22 protein-coding genes, 1 pseudogene and 1 riboswitch are annotated in these 24240 nt (G+C 72.4%); of the genes and pseudogenes, 14 read left to right on the top strand and 9 right to left on the bottom strand.

The window, feature by feature from the left end:
• The first annotated feature begins 274 nt into the window (after window positions 1–274).
• From tsf to GTW43_RS11420, 11 genes are all read left to right on the top strand, one after another.
• A complete protein-coding gene (tsf, locus tag GTW43_RS11470) occupies window positions 275–1111 on the top strand; it encodes a translation elongation factor Ts (protein WP_161301551.1) in 837 nt (278 codons plus the stop codon).
• A gap of 170 nt (window positions 1112–1281) precedes the next feature.
• Window positions 1282–2049, top strand: a complete 768-nt coding sequence (pyrH, locus tag GTW43_RS11465) for a UMP kinase (protein ID WP_161301550.1) — start codon at window positions 1282–1284, stop codon at window positions 2047–2049.
• Between the two features lie 186 nt (window positions 2050–2235).
• The gene (gene frr, locus GTW43_RS11460; RefSeq protein WP_161301549.1) at window positions 2236–2793 is read left to right on the top strand and encodes a ribosome recycling factor; all 558 of its coding nucleotides are present in this window, start codon (window positions 2236–2238) and stop codon (window positions 2791–2793) included.
• Between the two features lie 395 nt (window positions 2794–3188).
• Complete coding sequence (locus GTW43_RS11455; protein WP_161301554.1) at window positions 3189–4184, top strand: phosphatidate cytidylyltransferase; 996 nt, start codon at window positions 3189–3191, stop codon at window positions 4182–4184.
• A gap of 86 nt (window positions 4185–4270) precedes the next feature.
• Window positions 4271–4450, top strand: coding sequence for a hypothetical protein (locus GTW43_RS11450; protein ID WP_161301548.1), 180 nt, complete (start codon window positions 4271–4273; stop codon window positions 4448–4450).
• Between the two features lie 187 nt (window positions 4451–4637).
• Window positions 4638–4853, top strand: a complete 216-nt coding sequence (locus GTW43_RS11445) for a DUF6243 family protein (protein WP_161301547.1) — start codon at window positions 4638–4640, stop codon at window positions 4851–4853.
• Between the two features lie 161 nt (window positions 4854–5014).
• On the top strand, window positions 5015–6121 hold the full coding sequence (gene rlmN, locus GTW43_RS11440) for a 23S rRNA (adenine(2503)-C(2))-methyltransferase RlmN (protein WP_161301546.1): 1107 nt from the start codon (window positions 5015–5017) through the stop codon (window positions 6119–6121).
• Window positions 6122–6145: 24 nt separating this feature from the next.
• A riboswitch (TPP riboswitch) is annotated at window positions 6146–6250 on the top strand.
• Between the two features lie 79 nt (window positions 6251–6329).
• Window positions 6330–7418: a thiamine ABC transporter substrate-binding protein gene (locus GTW43_RS11435; RefSeq protein WP_161301545.1), complete on the top strand. Its 1089-nt coding sequence runs from the start codon at window positions 6330–6332 to the stop codon at window positions 7416–7418.
• Window positions 7419–7483: 65 nt separating this feature from the next.
• On the top strand, window positions 7484–9133 hold the full coding sequence (locus GTW43_RS11430; protein WP_202501327.1) for an iron ABC transporter permease: 1650 nt from the start codon (window positions 7484–7486) through the stop codon (window positions 9131–9133).
• On the top strand, window positions 9130–10182 hold the full coding sequence (locus GTW43_RS11425) for an ABC transporter ATP-binding protein (RefSeq protein WP_161301553.1): 1053 nt from the start codon (window positions 9130–9132) through the stop codon (window positions 10180–10182). The genes GTW43_RS11430 and GTW43_RS11425 overlap by 4 nt, the downstream gene beginning before the upstream one ends.
• Before the next feature lie 9 nt (window positions 10183–10191).
• Window positions 10192–11007, top strand: a complete 816-nt coding sequence (locus GTW43_RS11420) for a maleylpyruvate isomerase family mycothiol-dependent enzyme (RefSeq protein ID WP_161301543.1) — start codon at window positions 10192–10194, stop codon at window positions 11005–11007.
• 54 nt (window positions 11008–11061) lie between these two features.
• Here GTW43_RS11420 and GTW43_RS11415 read toward each other — a convergent pair whose 3' ends face one another.
• Together GTW43_RS11415 and GTW43_RS11410 are read right to left on the bottom strand one after the other, a co-directional pair.
• Window positions 11062–11754, bottom strand: coding sequence for a response regulator transcription factor (locus GTW43_RS11415; protein ID WP_343245970.1), 693 nt, complete (start codon window positions 11752–11754; stop codon window positions 11062–11064).
• Complete coding sequence (locus tag GTW43_RS11410; RefSeq protein ID WP_161301542.1) at window positions 11751–12929, bottom strand: histidine kinase; 1179 nt, start codon at window positions 12927–12929, stop codon at window positions 11751–11753. Before GTW43_RS11410 ends, GTW43_RS11415 begins: the two co-directional genes overlap by 4 nt.
• A 144-nt stretch (window positions 12930–13073) precedes the next feature.
• Between GTW43_RS11410 and GTW43_RS11405 the strand changes: the two genes are divergently transcribed.
• Window positions 13074–14228, top strand: coding sequence for a glycosyltransferase family 4 protein (locus tag GTW43_RS11405; RefSeq protein ID WP_161301541.1), 1155 nt, complete (start codon window positions 13074–13076; stop codon window positions 14226–14228).
• Between the two features lie 70 nt (window positions 14229–14298).
• Here GTW43_RS11405 and GTW43_RS11400 read toward each other — a convergent pair whose 3' ends face one another.
• The 7 genes from GTW43_RS11400 to GTW43_RS11370 form a co-directional block, all read right to left on the bottom strand.
• Window positions 14299–14967 (bottom strand): LAETG motif-containing sortase-dependent surface protein, encoded by a 669-nt coding sequence (locus GTW43_RS11400; protein WP_161301540.1) that lies wholly within the window; start codon window positions 14965–14967, stop codon window positions 14299–14301.
• Between the two features lie 185 nt (window positions 14968–15152).
• Window positions 15153–16295, bottom strand: coding sequence for an LOG family protein (locus GTW43_RS11395; protein ID WP_161301539.1), 1143 nt, complete (start codon window positions 16293–16295; stop codon window positions 15153–15155).
• A gap of 56 nt (window positions 16296–16351) precedes the next feature.
• The gene (locus GTW43_RS11390) at window positions 16352–16771 is read right to left on the bottom strand and encodes a VOC family protein (protein ID WP_161301538.1); all 420 of its coding nucleotides are present in this window, start codon (window positions 16769–16771) and stop codon (window positions 16352–16354) included.
• 83 nt (window positions 16772–16854) lie between these two features.
• The gene (locus GTW43_RS11385) at window positions 16855–18033 is read right to left on the bottom strand and encodes a hypothetical protein (protein ID WP_161301537.1); all 1179 of its coding nucleotides are present in this window, start codon (window positions 18031–18033) and stop codon (window positions 16855–16857) included.
• The gene (locus GTW43_RS11380) at window positions 18015–18755 is read right to left on the bottom strand and encodes an ATP-binding cassette domain-containing protein (protein WP_161301536.1); all 741 of its coding nucleotides are present in this window, start codon (window positions 18753–18755) and stop codon (window positions 18015–18017) included. The genes GTW43_RS11385 and GTW43_RS11380 overlap by 19 nt, the downstream gene beginning before the upstream one ends.
• Window positions 18756–18949: 194 nt before the next feature.
• On the bottom strand, window positions 18950–20329 hold the full coding sequence (locus GTW43_RS11375; RefSeq protein WP_161301535.1) for an aspartate aminotransferase family protein: 1380 nt from the start codon (window positions 20327–20329) through the stop codon (window positions 18950–18952).
• Window positions 20314–20829, bottom strand: coding sequence for an Lrp/AsnC family transcriptional regulator (locus GTW43_RS11370; RefSeq protein WP_161301534.1), 516 nt, complete (start codon window positions 20827–20829; stop codon window positions 20314–20316). The genes GTW43_RS11375 and GTW43_RS11370 overlap by 16 nt, the downstream gene beginning before the upstream one ends.
• A 215-nt stretch (window positions 20830–21044) precedes the next feature.
• Between GTW43_RS11370 and GTW43_RS11365 the strand changes: the two genes are divergently transcribed.
• Together GTW43_RS11365 and GTW43_RS11360 are read left to right on the top strand one after the other, a co-directional pair.
• Window positions 21045–22487, top strand: coding sequence for a gamma-aminobutyraldehyde dehydrogenase (locus GTW43_RS11365; protein ID WP_161301533.1), 1443 nt, complete (start codon window positions 21045–21047; stop codon window positions 22485–22487).
• Window positions 22488–22697: 210 nt separating this feature from the next.
• A pseudogene (locus GTW43_RS11360) lies at window positions 22698–24240 on the top strand (hypothetical protein); the annotation flags it as partial.

Below are 24240 nucleotides of genomic sequence, written 5' to 3'. Positions count from 1 at the left end.
GGCCGAGGCCGCCGCTCCCGCCGAGGCCGAGGCTGCCGCCCCGGCCGCGGACGCTGCTCCGGCTGCGGACGCCGCTCCGGCCGCGGACGCCGAGCAGGCCTGACCCGTACGGGTACCGGTTTCATGAGGTGACGGCGGGGGCCCGTGCGGCCCCCGCCGTTCACCCGTGACCTTCGAGTCATCCGAGTCAGACCTCCTGGACCCCCCGGACCGGCACTGGCCCCGATGTCTCAGACTCCGACTTCTCAGACTTCGTAGAGAGAAAACCAGGATCATGGCGAACTACACCGCCGCTGACGTCAAGAAGCTCCGCGAGCTCACGGGCGCCGGCATGATGGACTGCAAGAAGGCGCTCGACGAGGCCGAGGGCAACGTCGACAAGGCCGTCGAGGCCCTGCGCATCAAGGGCCAGAAGGGCGTCGCCAAGCGCGAGGGCCGCTCCGCCGAGAACGGCGCCGTGGTCTCCCTCATCGCCGACGACAACACCTCGGGTGTCATCGTCGAGCTGAAGTGCGAGACGGACTTCGTCGCCAAGGGCGAGAAGTTCCAGTCGGTCGCGAACCAGCTGGCCGCGCACGTCGCCAAGACCTCCCCGGCCGACCTCGAGGCGCTCCTCGCCTCCGAGATCGAGCCCGGCAAGACCGTGCAGGCCTTCGTCGACGAGGCGAACGCCAACCTCGGCGAGAAGATCGTCCTGGACCGCTTCGCGCAGTTCACCGGCGGTTACGTCTCCGCGTACATGCACCGCACGATGCCCGACCTGCCCCCGCAGATCGGTGTCCTCGTCGAGCTGGACAAGGAGAACGCCGAGGTCGCCAAGGGCGTCGCGCAGCACATCGCCGCCTTCGCGCCGAAGTACCTCTCCCGCGAGGACGTCCCGGCCGACGTCGTCGAGACCGAGCGTCGCGTCGCCGAGGAGACCACCCGCGCCGAGGGCAAGCCCGAGGCCGCCCTGCCGAAGATCGTCGAGGGTCGCCTCAACGGCTTCTTCAAGGACGCCACGCTGCTCGGTCAGCCGTACGCCCTCGACAACAAGAAGTCCGTCGAGAAGGTCCTCCAGGAGGCCGGTGTCACCCTGAAGCGCTTCTCGCGCATCAAGGTCGGCATCTGAGTCCGTACCGCGCCCGACGGGAGACCCCGCTAGGGTCGACAGCAGTCGCCCGGGTACGTGCCGGACGACCGCAGATGTGACGAGGAGGCCATTGCCGCGCATGGGATGCGAACCACCCCATCGGCAGTGGCCTCCTTCGTATGTGTGCCAAGCAAAAGAGGCGAGATTCCATGACCACCACCCAGGCCGACAAGGACAACAGCGACGACGGCAAAGGCGCGGGGCGCTTTCTGCTGAAGCTTTCCGGCGAGGCCTTCGCCGGGGGCGGGGGTCTGGGAGTCGACCCCGACGTGGTGCACGCCATCGCCCGTGAGATCGCGGCCGTCGTCCGCGACGGGGCGCAGATCGCCGTCGTCATCGGCGGCGGCAACTTCTTCCGCGGAGCCGAGCTCCAGCAGCGCGGCATGGACCGGGCCCGCTCCGACTACATGGGCATGCTCGGCACCGTCATGAACTGCCTGGCCCTCCAGGACTTCCTGGAGAAGGAAGGCATCGACAGCCGCGTGCAGACCGCCATCACGATGGGCCAGGTCGCGGAGCCGTACATCCCGCTGCGCGCCGTGCGTCACCTGGAGAAGGGCCGCGTCGTCATCTTCGGCGCCGGCATGGGCATGCCGTACTTCTCCACGGACACCACCGCCGCGCAGCGCGCCCTCGAGATCGACGCCGAGGCGCTGCTCATGGGCAAGAACGGCGTGGACGGCGTCTACGACTCGGACCCCAAGGCCAACCCCGCGGCCGTCAAGTTCGACGCGCTCAGCTACGGCGAGGTCATCACCCGGGACCTGAAGGTCGCCGACATGACCGCGATCACCCTCTGCCGGGACAACAAGCTCCCCATCCTCGTCTTCGAGCTTCTCGCCTCGGGCAATATCGCCCGCGCCGTCAAGGGTGAGAAGATCGGGACGCTCGTGGGCGAGCACGGCACCCGCGCCTGACCCCGTCCGCCGCCCCGCCCGCGGGGGATGGACAATGTCCTGCCGGTCGGACACGGTGCAGGGAACCGCGCGACGAACCGCGGGGGACCACCGCACGAACGCCCGACCACGCAGCATCGAAGACACACGACGCAGCCGGCCGCCCCGTGCATGCCGGGCCTCACTCAAGACACGCAGGAGCAAGTGGTGATCGAAGAGACCCTCCTCGAGGCCGAGGAGAAGATGGAGAAGGCCGTCGTGGTCGCCAAGGAGGACTTCGCCGCGATCCGCACCGGTCGTGCGCACCCGGCGATGTTCAACAAGATCGTGGCGGACTACTACGGCGCACTGACGCCGATCAACCAGCTGGCCTCGTTCTCGGTGCCCGAGCCGCGGATGGCCGTGGTGACCCCGTTCGACAAGAGCGCGCTGCGCAACATCGAGCAGGCGATCCGGGACTCCGACCTCGGCGTCAACCCGAGCAACGACGGCAGCATCATTCGTGTGACGTTCCCCGAGCTCACCGAGGAGCGCCGGCGCGACTACATCAAGGTCGCGAAGACGAAGGCGGAGGACAGCAAGGTCTCCATCCGCTCGGTGCGCCGCAAGGCCAAGGACGCCATCGACAAGGCCGTCAAGGACGGCGAGGTCGGCGAGGACGAGGGCCGTCGCGCGGAGAAGGAGCTCGACGACACCACCGCCAAGTACGTGGCGCAGGTCGACGAGCTGCTCAAGCACAAGGAAGCCGAGCTGCTCGAAGTCTGAGCCAGCGCGGAACATCGAGGTTCGAGGAATCCGTGAACGACTCTTCCTGGGGTGCGTCGGCCGGCCCCGTGCACGGGCAGGAGCCCTCGTACGGCGAGAGCTCCGCGTACGGAACCGGCCCGGCCCGGGGCCAGGGACCCGCGTACGGCCATGGCGCCCCCGCCGACCAGGGTGCCTCCGCCTCGTACGGCCAGGGGCCCGGCCACGGCCAGGCTCCCGGCCACGGGCCCGGTCAGGCTCCCGGCCAGGGGTACGACCACGGGGGCGCGTACGGCGCGGCCCCCGGGTACGGCCCCTCGTACGACCCCTCGTACGACCAGGGTCACGCTCCGGCGGGTCCCGCGTACGAACCGCACGCGGTTGGCGAGACTCGGCCCATGCCCATCGTGCCCGATATGCCTGACGTGCCCTCTGGCGGTCTCTCAGAGGGCGGTGGCCAGGACGACCGGAGGACCGCTCGGCTGAGCGGTCCTCTGTTCCGCGACGAGACGCCGCAGGAGCCCATGACCGGCGCAAGCCCGCAGCCCGCCCCCGCCGCTCCGGAGCCGGAGCAGCCCCCGGCACCGAAGCCGAAGAAGAGCGCGGGACGCGATCTCGGAGCCGCCATAGGCGTGGGCGTCGGCCTCGGCGCGGTGATCATCGCGTCGCTGTTCGTCGTCAAGGCCGTCTTCGTCGGCGTCATCGCGGTCGCCGTCGTCGTCGGCCTGTGGGAGCTCACCTCGCGCCTCCAGGAGCGCAAGAGCATCAAGGCGCCGCTGATCCCGCTCGCGGTGGGTGGCGCGGCGATGGTCGTCGCCGGGTACGTCCGCGGGGCCGAGGGCGCGTGGGTGGCCATGGCGCTGACCGCGCTCGCCGTCCTCGTCTGGCGGATGACCGAGCCGCCCGAGGGCTACCTCAAGGACGTCACGGCGGGTGTCTTCGCCGCCTTCTACGTGCCGTTCCTCGCGACGTTCGTGGCGATGATGCTCACCGCGGACGACGGCCCCTGGCGCGTCCTGACCTTCCTGATCCTCACGGTGGTCAGCGACACGGGCGCGTACGCGATCGGCTGGCGCTTCGGCAAGCACAAGCTGGCCCCGCGCATCAGCCCCGGCAAGACCCGCGAGGGACTCCTGGGCGCCGTGTCCTTCGCGATGGCGGCGGGCGTGCTGTGCATGCAGTTCCTCGTCGACGACGGCACCTGGTGGCAGGGCCTCGTCCTCGGCGTCTGCGTCGCCGCGTCGGCGACCCTGGGCGACCTCGGCGAGTCGATGATCAAGCGCGACCTCGGCATCAAGGACATGGGCACCCTGCTGCCGGGCCACGGCGGCATCATGGACCGCCTGGACTCCCTGCTGCCGACGGCACCGGTGGTGTGGCTGCTCCTGGTGCTGTTCGTCGGATCGGGCTGAGCCGCCCGCAACCTCTGCCGCCCTTGCACCGGCCCACCGGCCCTCGCCTTCACCGGCGGGGGCCGGTGGTCGTAGGCTCCTGGGCCATGGGGCGGGCCAGGCTGGAGAAGGACGGTACGTACACGGGTGATCTCCCGTGCAAGTGGTGCCAGGTGCTGATCGACCAGGGCGGACGGCGCAGGCCGCGTCAGTACTGCCGGGGTACGCACCGCTGGAAGCAGTACGGGGCGAACATGGTCGCGGTGTTCGCGGCCCTCCTCAACTGAGCCGGTCCCGCTCGCGGAAAAGTGCGGTGCGCCGGGGCGGCGGGAGCGGGTAACGTCCTCGGCATGTTCTTCCAGACGCCGATTTACGAGTGAGAGCGCGACGGGCCTCGCCGACGTCCTTCGATGTCGCCGCCCGTCCCCCACCGACGCATCCGTAGATCACTTCACCTCATCGCCGGGAGAACCCGTGACCGACAGCAAGAACATCAACAACCCCGTGGGCCAGGGCGGCGGCCAGCGCAAGAAGCAGTCCCGCGCCGAGCGGCAGAACAACGGCCCGTACCGCAACCTCGACCGCAAGCGCGCGGCCGACCAGAAGGCGGAGCTGCTGCGCAAGATGCGCGAGAAGGCAGCCGCGGCCGAGGCCACGACCCAGACGGGCGACGACACCGCCCAGAGCTGACCCACCGCCCACGGCTGACCCACCGCCGCAGGGCGACCCCGCACGAGACAGGGCCCGGACCGCACCACGCGGCCCGGGCCCTGCCGCGTCACCCGCGCCGGCGCCCGGGGCCGGGCGACGAATCCAGGTCACCGCGTTCCATCTGCCACACTGGTACAGCCATGCCTAAGCCCGGAGAACTCACATTCGTCGCCCCCCGCGGAGCCAAGAAGCCGCCGCGGCACCTCGCCGACCTTTCGCCCGCCGAGCGGAAGGAGGCTGTTGCCGCGATCGGTGAGAAGCCGTTCCGCGCCAAGCAGCTGTCGACGCACTACTTCGCGCGGTACGCGCACGACCCCGCGGAGTGGACCGACATTCCCGCCGGGTCGCGGGAGAAGCTGCGGGAGGCGTTGCTGCCCGAGCTGATGACCGTCGTGCGGCATCTGTCGACGGACAGCGACACGACCCGCAAGACGCTGTGGCGGCTGTTCGACGGGACGCTCGTCGAGTCCGTGCTGATGCGGTACCCGGACCGGGTGACGATGTGCATCTCGTCGCAGGCCGGATGCGGGATGAACTGCCCGTTCTGCGCGACCGGGCAGGCCGGCCTCGACCGCAACCTGTCGACCGGCGAGATCGTCCACCAGATCGTCGACGGGATGCGCGCACTGCGCGACGGGGAGATCCCCGGCGGGCCGGCGCGGCTCAGCAACATCGTGTTCATGGGGATGGGCGAGCCGCTCGCCAACTACAAGCGGGTCGTGGGGGCCATCCGCGCGCTGACCGACCCCGAGCCCGACGGTCTCGGGCTCAGCCAGCGCGGCATCACGGTGTCGACGGTCGGGCTGGTGCCCGCCATCCACCGGTTCGCCGACGAGGGCTTCAAGTGCCGCCTCGCGATCTCGCTGCACGCCCCCGACGACGAGCTGCGCGACACCCTCGTCCCCGTGAACACGCGGTGGAAGGTGCGCGAGGTGCTCGACGCCGGATGGGAGTACGCCGCCAGGTCGGGGCGCCGCCTGTCGATCGAGTACGCGCTCATCCGGGACATCAACGACCAGGCCTGGCGGGGCGACCGGCTCGGGCGGCTGCTGCGGGGCAAGCCCGTGCACGTCAACCTGATCCCGCTGAACCCGACCCCGGGCTCGAAGTGGACCGCGTCGCGCCCCGAGGACGAGAAGGCGTTCGTCGAGGCGATCGCCGCGCACGGCGTGCCCGTCACCGTCCGGGACACCCGCGGCCAGGAGATCGACGGGGCGTGTGGGCAGCTCGCCGCCACCGAGCGGTAGCCTTGCCCCCAGTACCACATCTTCATATTCCGACAGGGGAGCGCCACAGCGCTGAGAGTGCGGCAGAGCCGCAGACCCTCTGAACCTTGCCCAGGTCATTCTGGGTAGGAAGTTCGGTCACCACTCAAGCTGTTGCGCCCTGCCCGGGGCCGGGAAAGGCTCCGGGCAGGGCCGCGTCTCTTCCTGGTCACCCCCAGGAGGAAAACCAGTGAGCAACAAGAAGGCATACGCGGCCGTGGCCGTCGGGCTCGGTCTCGTCGCGCTGTCCGCGTGCGGCTCGTCGTCCTCGGGCGACGGTGGCGCGGGCGGCGGCGACAGCAGGACGGTCACGCTCGTCAGCCACGACTCGTGGGCCGTCTCCAAGAAGGTGCTCAAGGACTTCGAGAAGAAGTCCGGCTACCGGGTGAAGGTCGTCGAGGACGGCGACGCCGGGCAGGCCGTCAACAAGGCGATCCTGACCAAGGGCAACCCGCTCGGCGACGTGTTCTTCGGCGTGGACAACACGCTCCTGTCCCGCGCCCTCGACAACGGCCTGTTCACCTCGTACGAGGCCAAGGGCATCGACCGGATCCCGGACCGCTACCGCCTGGACCGGGGCAAGAACCGCGTCACCCCCGTCGACACCGGCGACATCTGCGTCAACTACGACAAGAAGTACTTCGCCGATCACAAGCTGGCGCCGCCCGCCACCTTTGCGGACCTCGCGCGGCCCGCCTACAGGAACCTGCTGGTCACGGAGGACGCCTCGACGTCCTCGCCGGGCCTCGGCTTCCTGCTCGGCAGCGCCGCCCGGTACGGCGACGACGGCTGGCAGGCCTACTGGAAGAAGCTCACCGCCAACGGCGTGAAGGTCGTCAGCGGCTGGGACCAGGCCTACAACGAGGAGTTCTCCGGCAGCGCGGGCGGCCGGAAGGCCGGCGGCGACCGACCGCTCGTCGTGTCGTACGCGTCCTCGCCGCCCGCCGAGGCCATCTACGCCGACCCGCAGCCGAGGACCTCGCCGGTCGGTGTCGCGACCGGCACCTGCTTCCGGCAGACCGAGTTCGCGGGCCTGCTCGACGGGGCGAAGAACGAGAAGGGCGGCAAGGCGCTCCTCGACTTCCTGATCTCCAAGGAGTTCCAGGAGGACATGCCGCTCAACATGTTCGTCGACCCGGTCGCCGAGGACGCGGTCGCGCCCGCCGAGTACACCAAGTACGCGGTCGCCGTCGACAAGCCGCAGACCATGGACCCGCGGGACATCGCGGACCACCGTGACGACTGGGTCAAGGCGTGGACGTCGCTCGTCAGGAAGTAGCCCCCGCCGAGGCGGCCCGTCGCCGGCCCCGGAGCCGTCCGGGGAGCGCGGCTCGGCTCGGCCTGATGGCCGTGCCCGTCGCGTTCTTCGGGCTGTTCTTCGCCTACCCCGTCGCCGCGATCGTCGAGCGCGGTCTGCACGCCGACGGGGTCTGGCGGTTCGGGCGGATCCTCGACGTGCTCGGGCAGGCGGACGTGCGGCACGTGCTGTGGTTCACCGCGTGGCAGGCGCTCGCCTCCACCGCGCTGACCCTGCTGGTCGCCCTGCCCGGCGCGTACGTCTTCGCACGCCTCGAGTTCCCCGGCAAGCAGCTGCTGCGGGCCGCGGTGACCGTGCCGTTCGTGCTGCCGACCGTCGTCGTCGGCACCGCGTTCCTCGCGCTCGTGGGCCGCGGCGGGCTCCTCGACGACCTGTGGGGCGTCCGCCTCGACACCACGGTGTGGGCGATCCTGATCGCGCACGTTTTCTTCAACTACGCCGTCGTCGTCCGGACCGTCGGCGGCCTGTGGGCCCAGCTCGACCCCCGTCAGGAGGAGGCCGCGCGGATGCTCGGCGCCTCGCGGTTCGCGGTCTGGCGCAGGGTGACGCTGCCCGCGCTCGGTCCTGCCGTGGCGGCCGCGGCGCTCATGGTCTTCCTCTTCACGTTCACGTCGTTCGGCGTCGTGCAGATCCTCGGCGGGCCCGGCTTCTCGACGCTCGAGGTCGAGATCTACCGGCAGACGGCGCAGATCTTCGACCTGTCCACCGCCGCCGTGCTGACCCTCGTGCAGTTCGCGGCCGTCGGGCTCATCCTGCTCGTGCACGCCTGGACCGTGCGGCGCCGCGAGAGCACGCTGCGCCTCGTCGACGCCGCGCACACCGCGCACCGGCCGCGCGGCGCGGGCCAGCGCACCCTGCTCGGCCTCGTCCTCGCCACCGTCGCCGTGCTGATCCTGCTGCCGCTGGGCGTGCTCGTCCAGCGCTCGTTCGACACCCCCGGCGGCTACGGTCTCGCCTACTTCCGGGCGCTCGGCGAGGCCGACGGCGGCACCTTCCTCGTGCCACCCGTCGACGCCGTCTGGAACTCCCTGCGCTACGCGCTCGCCGCCACCGCGATCGCCCTCGTCGTCGGCGGGCTCGCCGCGGCGGCGCTCACCCTTCCCCGGTCCCGGACAAGCCCGGCCGGGGAGACCTCCATGACCGGCCGGCTCGTGCGCGGCTTCGACGCGCTGCTCATGCTGCCGCTCGGCGTCTCCGCGGTCACCGTCGGCTTCGGCTTCCTCATCACGCTCGACGAACCGCCCCTGGACCTGCGCCAGTCGTGGTGGCTCGTGCCGCTCGCCCAGGCCCTGGTCGGCGTGCCCTTCGTCGTGCGGACCATGCTGCCGGTGCTGCGCGCCGTGGACGGGCGGCTGCGGGAGGCCGCGGCCGTGCTCGGCGCCTCGCCGCTGCGGGCCTGGCGCGAGGTCGATCTGCCGATGGTGCGGCGGGCGCTGCTCGTCGCCGCCGGGTTCGCGTTCGCCGTGTCGCTCGGCGAGTTCGGCGCGACGGTGTTCATCGCGCGGCCCGACAACCCGACGCTGCCGGTCGCGGTGGCCCGCCTGCTCGGCCGCGCGGGTGACCTCAACTACGGGCAGGCGATGGCGCTGTCGACGGTCCTCATGGTCGTCTGCGCCGTCTGCCTCCTGCTGCTCGAACGCATCCGGCCCGCACGGGCCCAGACCGGGGAGTTCTGATGGCGGCCCTGCTCGAACTCGACGACGCGACCGTACGGTTCGGCGGACGCGCGGTGCTCGACCACGTGGACCTGGAGGTCGCCGAGCACGAGATCGTGTGCGTCCTCGGTCCCAGCGGCAGCGGCAAGTCGACGCTGCTGCGGGCCGTCGCGGGGCTCCAGCCGCTGGACGGCGGCCGGGTCGCGCTCGGCGGGCGCGACCAGCGCGGCGTGCCCGCGCACAAGCGGGGCGTCGGCCTCATGTTCCAGGACCACCAGCTGTTCCCGCAGCGGGACGCCGGAGCCAACGTCGCTTTCGGGCTGCGCATGCACGGCGCCTCGCGCGCCGAACAGGACACGAGGGTAAGGGAGTTGCTCGACCTGGTGGGGCTGCCGGGCGCCGCCCGCCGGCCCGTCTCCGCACTCTCCGGCGGCGAACAGCAGCGCGTCGCGCTCGCCCGCGCCCTGGCCCCGCGCCCCCGGCTGCTGATGCTGGACGAGCCCCTCGGCCAGCTCGACCGCTCGCTGCGCGAACGCCTCGTCGTCGAACTGCGGGAGCTCTTCGGCGAGTTGGGCACGACCGTGCTCGCCGTCACCCACGACCAGGGTGAGGCCTTCGCGCTCGCGGACCGCGTCGTCGTCATGCGCGACGGCCGCATCGCGCAGACCGGCACCCCGCTGGAGGTCTGGCAGCGGCCCGCCGACGAGTTCGTGGCCCGCTTCCTCGGCTTCGACAACGTGGTCGAGGCCACCGTCTCCGTCTCCGGCGACGCCGCCGACACCCCGTGGGGCAAGGTCCCGGTGCCCGCCGGCTCCACCCCCGGCCGGGTGCGGATCCTCGTACGCCCCACGGGAGTCCGGCTCGTCGAGCCCGCCGACGCACAGTTGACCTGCACGGTGGCCGCCCGCACCTTCCGGGGCACCCATGTGGCGCTCCAGCTCCAGCCCGGCGACGCGCCCCGCCTCGAGGCGGCGTGCGCGCTGCGGGCGGCGCCGGACCAGGGCGCCGAGGTCGGTGTCGCCTTCGACGCCGCCGAAATCGTGGTGCTGAGCGGGGCGGAGGTTCCGTAAGGTCACCGGATGACCCCGCACACGGCCTCCCACGGCCTGCTCACGCACGAGCGCTACTGCGCCGAGATCGTCGCCCAGACGGTGCTGCTCCGACAGCATCTGGCCGGCGCCGACCTCTCCGTCACCGTCCCGAGCTGCCCCGACTGGAGCCTGCGCGAGCTCGCCGTGCACGTCGGCGGCGCGCACCGCTGGGCCGCGACGATCGTACGGACCCGCGCGAGCGAGGAAGTACCCGACGAGGCCGTACCGGACTTCACGGGACCCGACGACGAGGATCCCGCCGCGCTGGACGCCTGGCTCGCCGAGGGCGCCGCGCTCCTCGCCGCCGAACTGCGCGCCGCCGGGGCCGGACTGCCCGTGTGGAGCTGGTCCTGGCAGCGGGACGCCGGGTTCTGGGCCCGCCGCATGACCCACGAGACGGTGATCCACCGCGCCGACGCCGCGCTCGCCGCCAAGGCCGACTACGACGTGGCGCCGGACGTCGTGGCCGACACCGTCGAGGAGTGGCTGCGGATCGTCCGCTTCGCGCAGGACACGTACCCCGAGGACACCGCCAACGAGCTGCGCCGCGGCGGCCGGAGCCTGCACCTGCATGCCACCGACGTCCCGGCCGGTGGGGCGCCCGCCGAGTGGTTCGTCGAGCTCGCCGACGACGGCCTGGTCTGGCGCCACGAGCACGCCCGCGCCGACGTCGCGCTGCGCGGCCCGCTGACCGCGCTGCTGCTCGCCTTCTACCGCCGCACCTCCCCGGACGACCCGGCCCTCGAGGTCGTGGGCGACCGCGGGCTCCTGGACTTCTGGCTGGAGCGGGCGACCTTCGGCTGACGCGCCGCGCCGACGCCCGGGACGGCCCGGACGACGGAGATCGTCAGACACGCCCTAGGACCCCGGCCGGACCAGCCCCGTCTCGTACGCGGCGATCACCGCCTGCGCGCGATCGCGCAGCTCCAGCTTCGCGAACAGCCGGTTGATGTGGGTCTTCACCGTGTGGTCGGTGATGGTGAGGTGCGCCGCGATCTCCGCGTTCGACAGCCCGCGCGCGATGAGCACGAGCACCTCCGCCTCGCGGGCCGTCAGGCCCGCGACGCTGTGGCGGGGCGGGACGCCGGCGCGCTGCCGGGCGAACTCGGCTACCAGCCGCTTGGTGATCTCCGGCGCCAGCAGCGCGTTCCCCGCGGCCACCACCCGCACCGCGTGGAGCAGTTCGGGAAAGGTGGCGTCCTTCAGGAGGAAGCCGGAGGCGCCCGCGGCGAGTGCGTCGTACACGTACGCGTCGAGCCCGAACGTCGTGAGCATCAGGGCCTTCGTCGTACCGCCACGGGCCCGGGCGGCGTCGAGGATCGCGCGGGCCGCCTCGATCCCGTTCGTCCCCGGCATCCGGATGTCCAGGAGCACGACGTCCGGGCGGTGCTCGGCGGCCAGCCGTACCGCTTCCGCGCCGTCCGGCGCCTCGGCGACGACCTCGATGTCCGGCTGTGTGGCCAGGAGGTTGGCGAACGCGGTGCGCACGACCGCCTGGTCGTCGGCGACCAGCGTGCGGATCACGTGCCCGGGGTCCGTCGGGCGGGTCACCACGGGAGCTCCGCCTGCACCAGGAAGCCGCCGGACGGGCCCGGGCCCGCCGCCAGCGTGCCGCCGACCAGGGCGGCCCGCCGGCGCATCCCCGGCAGGCCGTGCCCGGCCGGCTCCCCGCCGGGCGCCGGTCCTGGACCGTCGTCCGCGACGGTGATCGTCAGCCGGTCCCTGCCGTAGCCCAGCGCGACCGAGGCGCGGGCGCCCGGCGCGTGCTTGCGCACGTTCGTCAGGGACTCCTGCACGATCCGGTACGCCGACAGCTCCCACGCCGCGGCCAGTGACACCCGCTCGCCCGTCACCGTCAGCTCGGCGGCACCTGCCACCGCCCGGTGCTGCTCGATCAGGTCCGCCAGGCGAGCGAGGGTGGGCTGCGGCGCCGTCCCTGCGCTCCCGTCCTGGTGCAGCACGCCCAGCAGCCTGCGCAGTTCGGCCATCGACGACCGGGCCGTGCCCGCGATCTGCTGGAAGCCCTCCCGCGCCGCGGGGGACAGGTCCGGTGTCGTGTAGGACGCGCTCTCCGCCTGGACGGCGATCATGGACACCGAATGGGCGACGATGTCGTGCAGTTCGCGGGCGATCGCGGCACGCTCCGCCTCCGCGGCCTGCCGGCGCTCCATGCCGATCACCTGAGCATGCGCCAGTTCCCGTTCGCTGCGGGCCAGTTCGCGCGAGCGGACCGCGTCCCCGAGCGCGACCGCGGCCAGCACGAACGCGGAGAGTCCGAACGTCTCCGTGAACAGACTCAGCGAGCCCGCCTCGCCGAGGGCCGGCACGTCCGGCAGCCGGTCGTCGCGCGCCCAGCTCGCGATGTGGACGAGGTTGACGGACAGGGCGCCGAACGCGCCGCCGGCGACCAGCAGCGCCGGGTGCAGGACGCGGTGCCGGGCCAGCACGTAGCAGCCCATGGGCCCGCAGACCATCGCCGAGAGCGACAGCGCCGTGTCCGCGCCGAAGCTCACGAGGGCCGCGGCGACCGTGAGCAGCCCGACCGGCGGACAGGCGCGGCGCCACATCAGCGAGGCCGCGCAGACGAGGACCGCGAGCTCCATCGTCAGCGAGCCCGGGAAGAAGCCCAGCTCCACGGCGGTGCCGACGGTCAGCGCGGCGCCCGTCACGTACGGGTACGACGACGCACCGGTCCAGGCCGTCAGGGCGGCGGGCTGCTTGGTCATACCGCCGATTCTCGCCCGGCCGGACCCGCGGCCGCGTCGCCGCCGGGGTGGAGACGCCGCGGCCTCGTCATGCCACGGGTTGACCCCGAGGAGCGAACCGGCCTCCGACGCGCCGGGCCCCGCCCCGCTCCTAGCGTCGCCCCCATGCCCGAACCGCACCCCCGCACCCGCCGCACCCTTGTCGTCACCAACGATCTCCCGCCGCGCCAGGGAGGCATCGAGGTCTTCGTCGACGGTCTCCTCAGGCGCTTCCCCGCGGACGGCGCCGTCGTCTACACCTCGGCCGAGCCCGGGGCCCGGACCGCCGCCTACGACGCGCAGCTCCCGCACGTGGTCGTCCGGGACGCGGCCCGCACCCTGCTGCCCACGCGCGGCACCGCGGAGCGCGCCGTGGCCCTGGCCCGCCGATTCCGTTGCGACACCGTGTGGTTCGGGGCGGCGGCCCCGCTCGGACTGCTGGCGGGGGCGCTGCGCCGCGACGCCGGGGTGCGCCGCGTCGTGGCCACGACCCACGGGCACGAGGTGTGGTGGGCGCGGACCCCCGGCGCCCGCTCGCTGCTGCACCGGATCGGCGCCGGAGCGGACGTCGTCACCCACCTCGGCGAGCGCACCCGGCGGGCCGTCGCCCCCGTGCTGCCGCCCACGACTCGGCTCGAACGGCTCGTGCCCGGCGTCGACACGGACCTCTTCCGGCCCGGCCTCGACCCGCGCCCGATGCGGGCCCGGCACGGCATCGGTCCGCGGACCCCGCTGATCCTGTGCGCCGCACGGCTGGTCCCGCGCAAGGGGCAGGACACGCTGATCGAGGCACTGCCGATGGTGCGCCGCGCCGTACCGGGCGCCCGGCTGCTGCTCGTCGGGGCGGGGCCGGACGAGCGCAGGCTGCGCCGGATCGCGGCGCGGGAAGGGGTGCCGGATGCCGTCGTCCTCGCGGGGGGCCGTCCGCACGCGGAGCTGCCGGGCTACTACGCGGCGGCGGACGTCTTCGCCATGCCGTGCCGCACCCGCCGGGCGGGACTCGAGGTGGAGGGCCTCGGGATCGTGTTCCTGGAGGCTGCCGCGGCGGGGCTGCCGGTGGTGGCCGGAAAGAGCGGCGGCGCACCGGACACGGTGTGCGAGGGGGAGACCGGGTACGTGGTCGACGGCCGCTCGCCGGCGGCGGTGGCCGACCGGCTCGTCCGGCTGCTGCGGGACCGCGAACTGGCGCGCGGGATGGCCGGGAAGGGCCGGGACCGGGTGGTCCGGGAGTGGAGCTGGGAGCGGTCGTACGAGACGCTCGCCGACCTCCTCGGCCGGTGAGCCCTCTCGTACGACCGCGTCAGCGATCAGTGCTGTTCAGCGAGCGGCGGGGCCGGTCGCCGAGCGGTGATCAGCGCTGGGCCGCACCGCGCTTGCGCAGCGCGAAGACCACGGCGCCGCCCGCGACGACCAGCGCCGCCGCGATACCGGCGAACAGCGGGGTGTTGGAGCTGGCGCCGGTCTCGGCCAGGTTGTCCGAACCGCCCGCCGGGGAGGCGGAGTTGCTCGGGGCCGGGGCGGCCGGGGTGGTGGACTCCGGGGCCGACGGGGTCGGCGTCGAGGTCTCGGGTGCCGAGGTGCTCGGCGCCGGGGTCGACGGCGTGCTCTCGGACGGGCTCGGGGAGGCACAGGCCTTCCCGGGGGTGGTCAGACCGGACTTGATGTCCTCGTCGACCTGGTTGCCGGCCTTGACGTGCACGCGGTACGTCGCGTTCGGCTTCCAGTTCTCCTTGAACGTGAGGGTGGCGCCCTCGCGGGTGCCCTTCACGTTCTGCTCGCCGATCAGCTTCTCGGAGCCGCCCGACTGCAGGTAGACGGAGACGGTCGCCTCGACGCCCGACGGGTCCTTGTCGACGACGGTGATGACGCCCTGCTCGCCGGTGCACTCGGCGGTGGCGCTGAACTCACTGATGTTGCACGCGGACGCGGTGCCGGCGGCACCCAGCGCGAGCGCGGAAGCGGCCGCCGCCACACCGGCGAAGCGTGCGGCACGTGCGGATATACGGGGGGTTACGGACACGGCTGTCCTTCACGGGATCAGTACGGTTTGCGTACAGAATGAGGGCTGCGGTGAGGGAACTCCACGACGCGCGCGCAGCTCTCACCACACGTCCCGCGCCACAGCTCTGTCCCCAGCACCCTCACGGTCCCCTCACGTTTACAAGTGCCCGTGACGCAGCGTCAATACGGTGCGGTCAAGACCGGTCAGACTTGACCCGTACTTGACCCGAGCGCGATGAGCGCGTCGGCCGCCTCGGCGGGTGTGTCCACGAGGGCGATCCGGTGCTCCATCGACCGCTCGCGGGCCAGCGCCCGCAGCAGCGGCCAGGCCGGAAGGTCCTCGGTCCAGTGCGTACGGCCGACGAGCACCATCGGGGTCGCCTCGCCGCGCGACTCGTAGTAGTTGGGCGTCGCGTTGTCGAAGATCTCCTGCACGGTGCCGGCCGCGCCGGGAAGGAACACGACGCCCGCGTTCGACCGGGCGAGCAGTCCGTCCTCGCGGGTGGCGTTCGCGAAGTACTTGGCGACGTGCTGCGCGAACGCGTTCGGCGGCTCGTGCCCGTAGAACCAGGTGGGGATGCCGACGGACGCGCCCCCGTGCGGATGCCGCTCCCGCACCTCGAACGCGGCGGCCGCCCAGTCCGTCACCGACGGGGTGAACTTCGGTGCCTTGGCGAGGAGTCGGAGCGCCTCGTGCAGCATCGCGTCGTCGAAGGGGGCCGCGTACGCCCCCAGGTTCGCGGCCTCCATCGCGCCGGGGCCGCCGCCCGTCGCCACGGTCAGCCCGGCCCGGGCGAGCGTGCGCCCGAGGCGTGCGGCGTCCGCGTACTCCTCGGTGCCGCGGGCCGTCGCGTGCCCGCCCATGACGCCCACCACCCGTGCTCCGGCGAGGAGTTCGTCGAGGGCGTCGGAGACCGAGTCGTCGTGGATCGCGCGCAGCATCGACGCGAAGACGTCCCCGTCGGCCTTGGTGCGCTGGAACCACTCGTACGCGCGGGCGTCCGGCGTGGCCGCGTACCCGCCGTCCGTGAGCCCCGCGAACAGCTCCTCCGGGGTGTACAGATGACCCCGGTACGGGTCGAAGGGGAGGCCGGGGACCGGAGGGAAGACGAGCGCGCCGCGGGCCCGCACCCGCGTGGCCGCCTCCGGCGTCATCGGACAGCCGAGGAAGAGGGCGCCCGCCGTCTCCACGGCGAGCAGCCGGTCGGTGCGGTCCGTCAGGTCGACGGCCTGCACGCGGTGGCCGGCGAGCGAGCCGCCCGCCACCACCTCGTCGAACTCCGCGAGCGTCTCGATCTCGCGGTCGTCGGTGCCGGGAAGGGCGGGCTCGCTCGATGTCGGTCGCATCCGCCCAGCCTAGGCCGGACGGTCCCGGGCGGTCCGGGCGGGACGGGTGGGAGGGATCAGCCCTCGATGATGCTCGGGTCCATCCACGCGACCTCGAAGGTGTGGCCGTCGAGGTCGTCGAAGGCCCGTCCGTACATGAAGCCGTGGTCCTGCTTCTCGCCGGTCTCGGTGCCGCCCGCGGCGATGGCCCGCTCGACCAGCTCGTCGACCTTCTCGCGGCTCTCCGCGCTCAGGCACAGGAGCACCTCGCTGGAGGTGGTGGAGTCGACGATCGCCTTCTTGGTGAAACCGGAGTACTTCTCCTTGGTCATCACCATGAGGACGATGGTGTCGCTGACCACGACGGAGGACGCGGTCTCGTCCGTGAACTGCTGGTTGATCGTGTAGCCGAGCTCGGTGAAGAACTTCTTGGACGCGTCCAGGTCGTTCACGGCCAGGTTCACGAAGATCATCTGCTGGTACTGGTGCTGCGTCATGGGAGGTCCGTCGCCTTCTGGTCGCGTGCGGTCGGTCCGCTGTCGTGCCGTACGCAGGGATAGACGTCCGGCGGCCGGAAAACTCATCGCGAGAGCAGGGGAGTCGCCGAGAGTTCCGCCACCGCCCAGGTCAGCGGGCCGAAGACGGCGAGCAGCGCACCGGCCCTGAGGGCGGCGGAGCCGCGCAGCAGCGTCGCGGGCGCGCCCAGCCGCAGCAGCGCGGTCTGGGTGTGCCGGCGGACCTGCCGGGCCTCGACGGCCGCGGTGGCGAGGGTGGCGAGCGCGCAGCCCACGACGAGCAGCCCGCCGAGCGCGGACATCGGGCCGAGCGCCGGACGGCCGCCGCCGTACAGCACCGTCGCCGCGTACACGCCGGAGGCCACCGCGCACAGGACCCCGAGCGGCCGGCCGATGCGCCCGGACTCCTCCATGAGCACCCGCCCGGCGAGCAGCCGCACGGCGCCGGGCCGCACCGCCTGGAGGGCGCGCCCGCACAGGTACGTCAGGCCCGGCCCGGCCATGGCGAGGCCGACCGCGGTGAGCGCCCAGCCGGCCAGCACGCCGGAGGGGCTGCCGCCGAGTCCGCCGGGCATGGGGAACCCGGACCCGCTCCGCGCGTGCGCCGCGTACGTCTCGACGGCGAGCCCGGCGGCGAGCAGGGCCACTCCCCACGGCAGTCCGCCGGGGGCGGGGGAGGGCTCCTTGAGCTCCTGCGGCTCGTCCGTGGTCGCGTCGGGTCGGCCGGCCTTGAGGATGCGGGGCCGCAGCACGAGCGCACTGGCGGTGGAGGCGGCGAGCGGCACGAAGGAGAGCAGGGTGAGGGTCGCCGCGAGCGGCAGCGGCCGGTCGGCGGCGAGCAGCCCGCGGCCCGCGCCGTCGAACGGCAGCCCGGTCAGGTCCCCGCGCAGGTGCAGGAAGAACAGCAGCGCGAGCGAGGAGCCCAGCGTGCAGGCCACGGCCGTCGAGACCGAGGCGAGCAGGGTGAGCCGCCCGGGGCCGAGTCCCACGGCGGACAGCCCGGCGCGCGGCCTCGTGCCCGGGTCCGACCGGGCCACGGCGACCGCGAGGTACACGGTCGCGGCGAGCGGCACGAGGCACCAGGCGAGCCGCAGCAGCGCGTCGCCGGAGGACTCCGGGTGGCCGAGCGCGTAGCCCAGCGTGCACAGGAACAGGAAGCCGGTGCCCGCCGAGGCGGCGGCCACCAGGAGCCTGCGCAGCTGGACCAGCGGATGGGCGCCGCGGGCTAGACGGAGAGCGAGCACGCGGCCCGGCCTTCCGCCTCGGGCTGCTCGGTGGGCAGGTGCACGGTGTTGACGCGGCGGCCGTCGAGCAGCGGCACGGTCCGGTCGGCGAGTGCGCCGATCTCGGCGTCGCTCGTGGCGAGGACGACGGTGATGGCGTGCGAGCGGGCCGCGGCGGTCAGCGTGCGCAGCACGTGCGCGCGGTCGGCCAGGTGCAGGGTCGCGGTCGGCTCGTCGGCGAAGACGATGTCGGGCGCGTGCACGAGGGCGCGGGCGATGGCGACCCGCTGCCGCTCGGCCATGGACAGGGCGTGCGGCCGCTTGCGGGCGAGGTGGCCGACGTCGAGCCGCTCCAGCCATTCCTGGGCGGCGGTCTTGGCGGGCCGGCGGGCACAGCCGCGCAGCATCAGCGGCAGCGCGGTGTTCTCCCAGGCGTTCAGCTCGGGCACGAGGGCCGGCTCGGGGTCGATCCAGCCGAAGCGGTCGCGGCGCAGCCGCTCACGCACCAGCGGGCCCATCGTGTGCACGGGTGTGCTGTTGAACCACACCTCGCCCTCCTGCGGAAGGAGTTGCCCGGACAGGCACTGCAGCAGGGTCGTCTTGCCGGCGCCGCGCGGGCCGCTGACGGCGAGGATCTCGCCCTGGCGCACCCCGAGGGAGACGCCGGTGAGTGCGGGCGAGCCGCTGTGGGAGAAGTGCAGGGCGCGTGCCCAGAGCACGTCGTTGTCCGGCGGGGCCACCATGGCGTACACCTCGGTTCGGATCAGATATGCCGGGGAGTTCCGGTGAACTCCCCGTCCCCCGTACGGGGGAACGAAGGCAGGGCCGATCGGTCACAGGGCACGCTAGGTTTTTTGGATCGTACGTCCGGAACACGACGCGGCCCGGCCGCCCCATCTCACTCGGACGGGTGCAGCCGGGCCGCGGTGCGCAGGGCTCAGATCTTGGTCCAGGCCTCGGTGAGGACCTGACGGATGATGCCCTCGATCTCGTCGAACGTGGACTGGTCCGAGATCAGCGGCGGGGACAGCTGGATGACCGGGTCGCCGCGGTCGTCGGCACGGCAGTACAGGCCGTACTCGAAGAGCTTCTTCGAGACGTAGCCGTACAGGATCCGCTCGGACTCCTCGTCCGTGAAGGTCTCCTTGGTGGCCTTGTCCTTCACGAGCTCGATGCCGTAGAAGAAGCCGTTGCCGCGGACGTCGCCGACGATCGGCAGGTCGTTCAGCTTCTGCAGCGTGTTGAGGAAGTTCGCCTCGTTGTCCAGGACGTGCTGGTTGAGGCCCTCGCGCTCGAAGATGTCGAGGTTGGCGAGGCCCACCGCGGCCGACACCGGGTGGCCGCCGAAGGTGTAACCGTGCAGGAAGGTGTTGTCGCCCTTGTAGAACGGCTCGGCGATGCGGTCGGAGACGATCGCGGCGCCGATCGGGGAGTAGCCCGAGGTCATGCCCTTGGCGCAGGTGATGATGTCGGGCACGTAGCCGAACTTGTCACACGCGAACATCGTGCCGAGGCGGCCGAAGGCGCAGATGACCTCGTCCGAGACGAGCAGCACGTCGTACTGGTCGCAGATCTCGCGCACGCGCTGGAAGTAGCCGGGCGGCGGCGGGAAGCAGCCACCGGCGTTCTGCACCGGCTCCAGGAAGACGGCCGCGACCGTCTCCGGGCCCTCGAACAGGATCTCCTGCTCGATCTGGTCGGCGCACCAGCGGCCGAAGGCCTCCGGGTCGTCGCCGTGGATCGGGGCGCGGTAGATGTTCGTGTTCGGCACCTTGTGGGCACCGGGGACCAGCGGCTCGAAGGGGGCCTTGAGGGCCGGCAGGCCGGTGATGGACAGGGCGCCCTGCGGGGTGCCGTGGTAGGCGACCGCGCGCGAGATGACCTTGTACTTCGTGTGGTTGCCGTTGAGCTTGTGGTACTGCTTCGCGAGCTTCCAGGCGGTCTCGACGGCCTCGCCGCCACCGGTGGTGAAGAAGACCTTGTTGAGGTCGCCCGGGGCGTGGTGGGCCAGGCGCTCGGCCAGCTCCACGGCCTTCGGGTGGGCGTACGACCAGATGGGGAAGAAGGCCAGCTCGGCCGCCTGCTTGGCGGCGACCTCGGCCAGCTCCTGCCGGCCGTGACCGGCCTGCACCACGAACAGGCCCGCGAGGCCGTCGAGGTACTTCTTGCCCTTGTCGTCGTAGATGTAGGTGCCCTCGCCACGAACGATGGTGGGTACGGGCGCGTTCTCGTACGACGACATGCGGGTGAAGTGCATCCACAGGTGGTCGTACGCGCTCTGGCTGAGGTCCTTGCTCACGGCTATCGGGTTCCCCACATATAGGTCTGCTTCTTGAGCTTGAGGTAGACGAAGCTCTCGGTGGAGCGCACGCCGGGCAGGGCCCGGATGCGGGTGTTGATCACGCTCAGAAGGTGGTCGTCGTCCTCGCAGACGACCTCCACCATCAGATCGAACGAGCCTGCCGTCATCACGACGTACTCGCACTCCGGCATGGCCGTCAGGGCGTCCGCCACGGGATCCAGGTCGCCCTCGACGTTGATCCCGACCATCGCCTGCCGGCGGAAGCCCACGGTGAGCGGGTCCGTGACGGCGACGATCTGCATCACGCCCTGGTCGAGCAGCTTCTGCACGCGCTGGCGGACCGCTGCCTCGGACAGGCCCACGGCCTTTCCGATGGCGGCGTACGGTCGCCTGCCGTCCTCCTGGAGCTGTTCGATGATGGCGAGGGAGACGGAGTCCAGCGGCGGGCTTCCGCCGTTCCTCGGACCGGGTCCCTTGGGGTCTGCGCTGCGACTGGCCACGAGCTCACTGTGCACGAGGTCTCGTCCGTTTCGCAACCCCGGATCGATGAAATTCGTTGTCTGCGGGCTTGCTGCTCACGGATTTCGTAGTTCGTGGGGAGCTGGGGGTGTTGAAAACGTCGGCGGGCCGACTAGGGTGGGGTGTCTCAGGGTCTGGACACCGGCGTCCCCCGCCGGCCGCCCCGGATCCTGCAGGAACCGAACGTCTTCTCAGGTCAGGAGGGCCGGCAGTGACCACCAGTGAGCTGCGTCGTCTGCGTAACTACATCGACGGTGAGTTCCGGGACGCCGCCGACGGACGGACCACCGAGGTGGTCAACCCCGCCACGGGCGAGGCGTACGCGACCGCGCCGCTGTCCGGGCAGGCCGACGTCGACGCCGCCATGGCCGCCGCCGAGGCCGCCTTCCCCGCGTGGCGCGACCTGGTGCCGGGCGAGCGCCAGAAGTACCTGCTGAAGATCGCCGACGCGTTCGAGGAGCGCGCCGAGGAGCTCATCGCGGCCGAGGTCGAGAACACGGGCAAGCCGATCGGCCTCACCCGCAGCGAAGAGATCCCCCCGATGGTGGACCAGATCCGCTTCTTCGCGGGCGCCGCCCGCATGCTCGAGGGCCGCTCCGCCGGTGAGTACATGGACGGCCTCACCTCGATCATCCGTCGCGAGCCGATCGGCGTCTGCGCCCAGGTCGCGCCGTGGAACTACCCGATGATGATGGGCGTGTGGAAGTTCGCCCCGGCGCTCGCCGCGGGCAACACGGTCGTCCTCAAGCCGTCCGACACGACCCCCGCCTCCACGGTCCTGATGGCCGAGATCATCGGCTCGGTCGTCCCCAAGGGCGTCTTCAACGTCGTGTGCGGCGACCGGGACACCGGCCGCGCCATGGTCGAGCACAAGACCCCCGCCATGGCCTCCATCACCGGCTCCGTGCGCGCCGGCATGCAGGTCGCCGAGTCCGCCTCCAAGGACCTCAAGCGGGTCCACCTGGAGCTGGGCGGCAAGGCCCCCGTCGTCGTCTTCGAGGACGCCGACATCGCGAAGGCCGCCGAGGGCATCGCCGAGGCGGGGTACTTCAACGCGGGCCAGGACTGCACCGCCGCCACCCGCGTCCTCGTCCACGCCTCCGTGCACGACGAGTTCGTCAGCGCGCTCGCGAAGATCGCCGCCGAGACCAAGACCGGTCAGCCGGACGACGAGGACGTGCTCTACGGCCCGCTCAACAACCCGAACCAGCTGCGGCAGGTCTCCGGCTTCATCGAGCGCCTCCCGGCCCACGCCAAGGTCGAGGCCGGCGGCCACCGGGTCGGCGACAAGGGCTACTTCTACGCCGCGACCGTCGTCTCTGGCCTGAAGCAGGACGACGAGATCATCCAGAACGAGGTGTTCGGCCCCGTCATCACCGTCCAGTCCTTCGAGGACGAGGAGCAGGCCGTCGCGTACGCCAACGGCGTGGACTACGCGCTCGCGTCCTCGGTGTGGACCAAGGACCACGGCCGCGCGATGCGCATGTCCAAGGTCCTCGACTTCGGCTGCGTGTGGATCAACACCCACATCCCGCTGGTCGCCGAGATGCCGCACGGCGGCTTCAAGAAGTCCGGCTACGGCAAGGACCTCTCCGGCTACGGCTTCGAGGACTACACGCGCATCAAGCACGTGATGACGTCGCTCGACGGCTGAGGCCACGGCGCGGGCGGACCCCACCCCGCGCGAGGCAGGGGCCCGCACCCGGGAGAAAACCCGGGTGCGGGCCCGCTGCGTGCCCCCGTATCGTGAGCGGCGCGGGGGCGGCTCCGCGGCGCGCTTCCTTCTTTCTCTTCTGCAAAAAGACCGTAGTGCGCCCACTTCCCGCCCCCGCGTTTCTGTGAACGCACGGGGGTGGGACCGGACATGACCGACGACGACATCGAGACGCTGCTGCTGCGCCGCACCCAGCAGGTGTACGTGACGCCGGGCAGCGGTCCCGGCCCCGTCACCGCCGCGGGAGTCGTCGTCCTCGAGGCCGAACTCGCGGCGCTCGGCCACCTGTTGACCGCCCCGCTGCGCCGCGCCCTCGGCACGCTCGACGCGGACGGGCTCGCCCGCACCGGCACCCGGCTACTCGCCGGTGTCGCCGCACTCACCGGCGCCGACCGGCACCACACGCCCCTCTTCCGCGGCTTCCCCCAGGACGTCCCCTACCAGGACGCCCGGCTGCGCTACGCGAGCGCCGTCGTCACCGCGCTCGCCGCCCAGCCGCACCAGCCCTGCATGTCCTGCGGCCGCCCCGACCACCCGGTCCGTCCCGTCGCACCCTGCGCCCACCTGGTCTGCGAAGCCTGCCTCGGCGGCTTCGACTTCGGCTGCTGCGACCTGTGCGACACCTGGTACGCGTGCCCGGTGTGCGAGACCCGCTACGAGACCGACGGGCCCACCACGCCGTGGCTCGACGTGCCCGCCCCGGCAGGCGACCGGCCCGTCCTGCGCACCCTCGGCCTCGGCACGTCCACCGACCGGGACGCCACGGCCGAACTCACCGCCCTGCTCGCCCGCCGCACCCCGCTGAACCCGCAGGACCACGACGACCTCGTGCTCCTGCTCTCCTGCCTCGACCCCGCCGACCTGACCGGGCTGCCCGCCGCCATCCCCGTACGCGAGTCCCGGGCGCTGCTGCTCGCCCGCCTCGCCGAGCACGACCCCGCCGCGATCGGCCGGTACGCCGACTCCGCGACCGACGTGCTGCGGCTGCTCGTCGTGCGCTCCGGCGGCGACCCGGACCTCCTGGAGCCGGTGCGGCTGCGCGGTGTCCCGCGCCCCCTGCGGCGCCGGCTCCTCGCCGTCCTGGACGTGCTCGACGCGGACCGGCTCGTCGAGGACATGCGGCGCCGGCCCGCCGCCTTCAAGCGCGTCGGTGAGCTGCTGCACCCCTTCGAGCCGGCCCACGTCCGCCGCTTCCCGCGCGCCGCGCTCGCCTTCGCTGTGCTGCGCGACCACCGCCTCGGCGACGAAGGCCCGCTGGACGACGCGCTGCTCTCCACGGCCGCGGAGCAGGGCGCCGACGTCCGGATCGTCGGCGACCGGCTGCGCACCGTGACCTGGTCCGCGCGCGTCGAGAGCGCCCTCGCGCACTGGGACGTCGAGCGCGCGGCCGACCTGCTGCGCGCCCGCCCCGGCGAACTGCTGCGCCGCCTCGACGCGTTGCTCACCCGCGCCGTCGTCGACGAGGCCGCCGGGCACGTCACGGACGCCCTCGCCGACGCCCTGCCCGGCGCCGGCGTCGGCCCGCTGCTCGGCGCCTGGGGCAAGCTCGCCGTGCGCACGACGCCCGGGCACCGGCGCGTCTTCTTCCCGCGCGGCCGCGTCACCAAGGCCTACGCGATCGACGACGTACGCCCGCCGCTGGCGCGCCGCCCCGCCGAGCGGGCCGCCGAGCTGATCGAGGCCGAGGCCGTGC

This window comes from Streptomyces sp. SID5785, from assembly GCF_009870065.1.
Classification (GTDB): domain Bacteria; phylum Actinomycetota; class Actinomycetes; order Streptomycetales; family Streptomycetaceae; genus Streptomyces.
This window is presented reverse-complemented; position numbering and strand designations above follow the sequence as displayed.